This is a genomic window from uncultured Bacteroides sp., from assembly GCF_949298305.1.
GTDB lineage: Bacteria > Bacteroidota > Bacteroidia > Bacteroidales > Bacteroidaceae > Bacteroides.
In genome coordinates this window covers 1-3,967 of record NZ_CASFWU010000149.1, presented here as the reverse complement: position 1 = coordinate 3,967, position 3,967 = coordinate 1, and the positions used below count along the sequence as shown (strand labels likewise).

General features: G+C 59.9%; 3 protein-coding genes. 2 read left to right on the top strand and 1 reads right to left on the bottom strand.

What is annotated here, in order from left to right:
• Window positions 1–163: 163 nt before the first annotated feature.
• Window positions 164–1,102, bottom strand: coding sequence for a phosphate acyltransferase (locus Q1Y74_RS13675; RefSeq protein WP_300814845.1), 939 nt, complete (start codon window positions 1,100–1,102; stop codon window positions 164–166).
• Between the two features lie 680 nt (window positions 1,103–1,782).
• On the opposite strand from Q1Y74_RS13675, the gene Q1Y74_RS13670 reads away from it, so the two are divergent.
• Together Q1Y74_RS13670 and Q1Y74_RS13665 are read left to right on the top strand one after the other, a co-directional pair.
• Window positions 1,783–2,721 carry an LD-carboxypeptidase gene (locus Q1Y74_RS13670; RefSeq protein ID WP_300814844.1) on the top strand — a complete coding sequence of 313 codons (939 nt, stop codon included), beginning with the start codon at window positions 1,783–1,785 and terminating at the stop codon, window positions 2,719–2,721.
• Window positions 2,718–3,725 (top strand): M28 family peptidase, encoded by a 1,008-nt coding sequence (locus Q1Y74_RS13665; RefSeq protein ID WP_300814843.1) that lies wholly within the window; start codon window positions 2,718–2,720, stop codon window positions 3,723–3,725. Before Q1Y74_RS13670 ends, Q1Y74_RS13665 begins: the two co-directional genes overlap by 4 nt.
• Window positions 3,726–3,967 lie beyond the last annotated feature (242 nt).

Below are 3,967 nucleotides of genomic sequence, written 5' to 3'. Positions count from 1 at the left end.
TATCGGGCTTTATCTCCTTGAGCGAAACGATAACTCCGTCTAACTGCAACAAACCTATCGGGCTTTATCTCCTTGAGCGAAACGATAACTCCGTCTAACCGCAACAAAGCTATCGGCCTCTAACTCCCTCTAACTCCTTCTAACTCCCTTTAACTCCCTCCCTTTAACCCCCTCCTTCCAACTCCCCAGCCTGCTCCCCGCTTGTCAGGCAGGCCATGGCGATGCTGTAATACTTGGACAGCCCGCTGTCGCTGCGCGAGGGCAGCACCACGGGGCAGACGGGGCCTTGCAGCAGGCCCGCCATGTCGGCGTGCGAGAACAGGGAGACGGCCTTGTAGAAGGTGTTGCCCGACTCGATGTTGGGGAAGATGAGTACGTCGGCCTCGCCGTTGATGGGCGAAACGATGCCTTTGATGTCGCCGCTGGTCTTCTCGCACGAGGTCTTCACGTCCAGCGGGCCGTCGATGATGACGTTGCCGAACTCGCCCGCCTCGGCCAGCTCCACGATGTTCACATAGTCCAGCGAGTGGGGGAACTTGGCGCTGACCTTCTCCGTGCAGTGTATCAGGGCGATGCGCGGCTGCTCGATGCCGAAGTGGCGGCAGGCGCGGATGGCGTACCATATCATTTCGATGCGCTGTTGCAGCGTGGGCCGCGGGATGACGGCGGCGTCCGAGAAGAACAGCAGCTTGTCGTACGTCGGTATCTGCATGACGGCCAGGTGGGTCAGTATCTTGCCCTTGGGCAGCAGGCCGTGCTCCTTGTCCAGAATGGCGCGCAGCAGGTTGTCGGTGTTGATGATGCCCTTCATCAGAATGTCCGCCCCGCCCTCGCGCACGATGCGCACGGCCTGGCGGGCCGCCTCGTCGGGGTCCTCGATGTGGAGCGTCTTCACATACTGCGGATAGTTCTTCAGGGTGGGATAGCGCTCCAGGATGGACGAGTCGCCAATCATCAGGAACTCCGCGATGCCCTCCTCCAGGGCGCGGGCAATGGCATATTCCGTATTGGGGTCGTTGGCGCAAACCACGGCGATGCGCTTCCTGCGGTTCAGATTCTTCAGATGTGCGGTCAGCTGGTCAAATGTGCGAATAGGTTCCATAACGTAAGATTTTTAGCAAATATCTGAAAAAATGTCGAGAAACGACGCATGGATGCAGGTAAAATTTCAGATGTTTAATATCATTTTGTTAGATTTTCCGTGCGGCGGCCCCTTCCGGGCTCCTGACGGCGGACGGCAGAGGCTACTTCCCGCCCCTGATAATCAGCGCTTAGGCCGTGCAAGCATTGTCGGCAGACCGTGCAAGCATTGTTCACGGACCGTGCAAGCATCGTCCGCAGACCGTGCAAGCATCGTCCTGGCGGGGTGCGGGCATGCGTCCCGAGCCGCCGGTTGGCGTCGGCCTGGCCGCCCGTTTCTCTGACTGCTTCCCGGCCCGCAATGGCAGACTCCGCGCTTCTTTGCCCTTGTCGTGCACCACCGGTGGAAAACTGAGTGCCGGGTTTAAGGCGCCTCCGGAAGTTAGGAGGTTATGGAAACCGCCGCTTCGCTCCGCTCCGCCGGAAATTAAATCCGGTAGTACCGTAATATGGGAATCTCCGGCAGCGCGCCCCGTCGGCCTTTAACTCCTATGCCTGCCTGGCGGGCGATACCAGCTTCCCGCTCCTTTGACTCCTGCAGGTTCCGGTAAAACCGGGGCTTGAATAAAAAACTATCCCCAACCCTGTTTGCCCTGTGGCGAAATTGTGTACTTTTGCAGCAAAGTAGACAAATCAAGAAATATGGACAGCCTCATTTTCCCTCCTTACCTTCAAGAAGGTGACCGCGTGGTCATCATCTCCCCTTCGGGCAAGATAGACAAAGCCTTCCTGAAGGGTGCCCGCAAACGGCTGGAGTCCTGGGGGCTGGAGGTGGTTGTGGCCCCGCATGCGGGCGGCTCCAACGGTGCCTATGCCGGCACCATCAGGCAGCGCCTCGAAGACCTGCAGGCGGCCATGGACGACGAGAAGGCCAAAGTCATCTTCTGCAGCCGCGGCGGATACGGAGCCGTGCATCTGGTGGACAAGCTGGACTTCGGCCGCTTCCGCCAGCACCCCAAGTGGCTTGTGGGCTTCAGCGACATCACCGCCCTGCACAACGTGTTCCAGGCCAACGGCTTCGCCTCGCTCCACGCCCCCATGGCGCGCCACCTCACGGTGGAGCCTGCCGACGACTTCTGCACACAGGCCCTGCGCGACATCCTCTTCGGAGCCGCCGCCACGGCCGGAGGCGGCTTCGGCTACACCTGCGAGGCACACAAGCTGAACCACCGCGGCACGGCCGAAGGCACGCTGCGCGGAGGCAACCTGGCCGTCGCCTACGGGCTGCGCGGCACGCCCTACGACATTCCGCCCGAGGGCACCGTGCTCTTCATCGAGGACGTGGGCGAACGGCCCCACGCCATCGAGCGCATGGTGTACAACCTGAAGCTGGGCGGCGTGCTGGAACGCCTTTCGGGCCTCATCATCGGGCAGTTCACCGAGTACGAAGAGAAGAAGCAGCTGGGCAAGGAACTCTACGCGGCTCTGGCCGACGTGCTGAAGGACTACGACTATCCCGTCTGCTTCAACTTCCCCGTGGGGCACGTCACGATGAACCTGCCGCTGGTCTGCGGCGCCGCGGTGACACTGGAAGTGGGCCGCAAAGAAGTGAAATTAAGCTTTAACAACCCAACGATATGAAACGGAACAGCATTTTCATCTCCCTGCTTCTGCTCCTGGCTGCCACGGCGGCCTCGTGCAGTACCAACCGCAAGTCGGCCGAGGCCGCCAAGGAAGAAAGCGGACAGACAGAAGCTGTCAGCGTGCCGCAGTTTGACGCTGACAGCGCCTGGCAGTACGTCAAGGCACAGGTGGACTTCGGTCCCCGCGTGCCCAACACCGCCGCCCACCGGGCTTGTGGCGACTATCTGGCCGCCAGACTGGAGCAGTTCGGTGCCAAGGTCTACAACCAGTACGCCGACCTCGTGGCCTACGACAACACCATCCTGAAGGCGCGCAACATCATCGGTGCCTATAACCCCGACAGCCGCCGGCGTGTGCTGCTCTGCGCCCACTGGGACAGCCGTCCCTACGCCGACGAGGAAAGCGACGCCAAGCAGCAGCAGACCCCCATTCTGGGAGCCAACGACGGCGCCAGCGGGGTGGGCGTGCTGCTGGAGGTTGCCCGCCAGCTGCAACGCCAGGCACCCGCCATCGGCATCGACATCATCTTCTTCGACGCCGAAGACTACGGCATCCCCTCCTTCTACAAAGGCGCTTACAAGGCCGACACCTGGTGCCTGGGCTCGCAATACTGGGGACGCGTGCCCCACGTGTCCGGCTACAACGCCCGCTACGGCATCCTGCTGGACATGGTGGGCGGCAAGAACGCCACGTTCTATCAGGAACTCTTCTCCAAGCGCACGGCCAGCAAGCAGGTGAAGAAAATCTGGGAGGCGGCCCACCGTCTGGGCTTTGAAAGGTTCTTCCCCAAACAGGACGGCACCGAGGTGACCGACGACCACCTCTACGTCTACAACCTGCGCGGGATTCCCTGTGTGGACATCATCAACTACGACCCCAACTGCGACACGGGCTTCGGCGACTTCTGGCATACCACGGACGACAACATGGACGTGATAGACAAAGGTACGCTCAACGCCGTGGGACAGACGGTGCTGGAGGTGATTTATAACGAGAAGTAAAATTTAGGAGACAAGTTGACAAGTTAACGAGTTGACAAGGAGACAAGTTAACGAGTTGACAAGGAGACAAGTTAACGAGTTGACAAGAGGAGAAGAGGACGAGTTAACGGGGGAACAAGCCCACCCCTCGTAGCCTGAAGCCTCGTCCCCTCGTCAACTAAACTCCCCCCTTCCTCGTTGCCTGAAGCCTCGTCCCCTCGTCAACTAAACTTAAAAACTTAAAAACTAAAAAACTTAAAAAC

What these genes read in the sequence shown, in the direction of transcription:
- Q1Y74_RS13675 (WP_300814845.1), bottom strand. Translation starts at nt 1,102, where the DNA reads ATGGAACCTATTCGCACATTTGACCAGCTGACCGCACATCTGAAGAAT.
- Q1Y74_RS13670 (WP_300814844.1), top strand. Translation starts at nt 1,783, where the DNA reads ATGGACAGCCTCATTTTCCCTCCTTACCTTCAAGAAGGTGACCGCGTG.
- Q1Y74_RS13665 (WP_300814843.1), top strand. Translation starts at nt 2,718, where the DNA reads ATGAAACGGAACAGCATTTTCATCTCCCTGCTTCTGCTCCTGGCTGCC.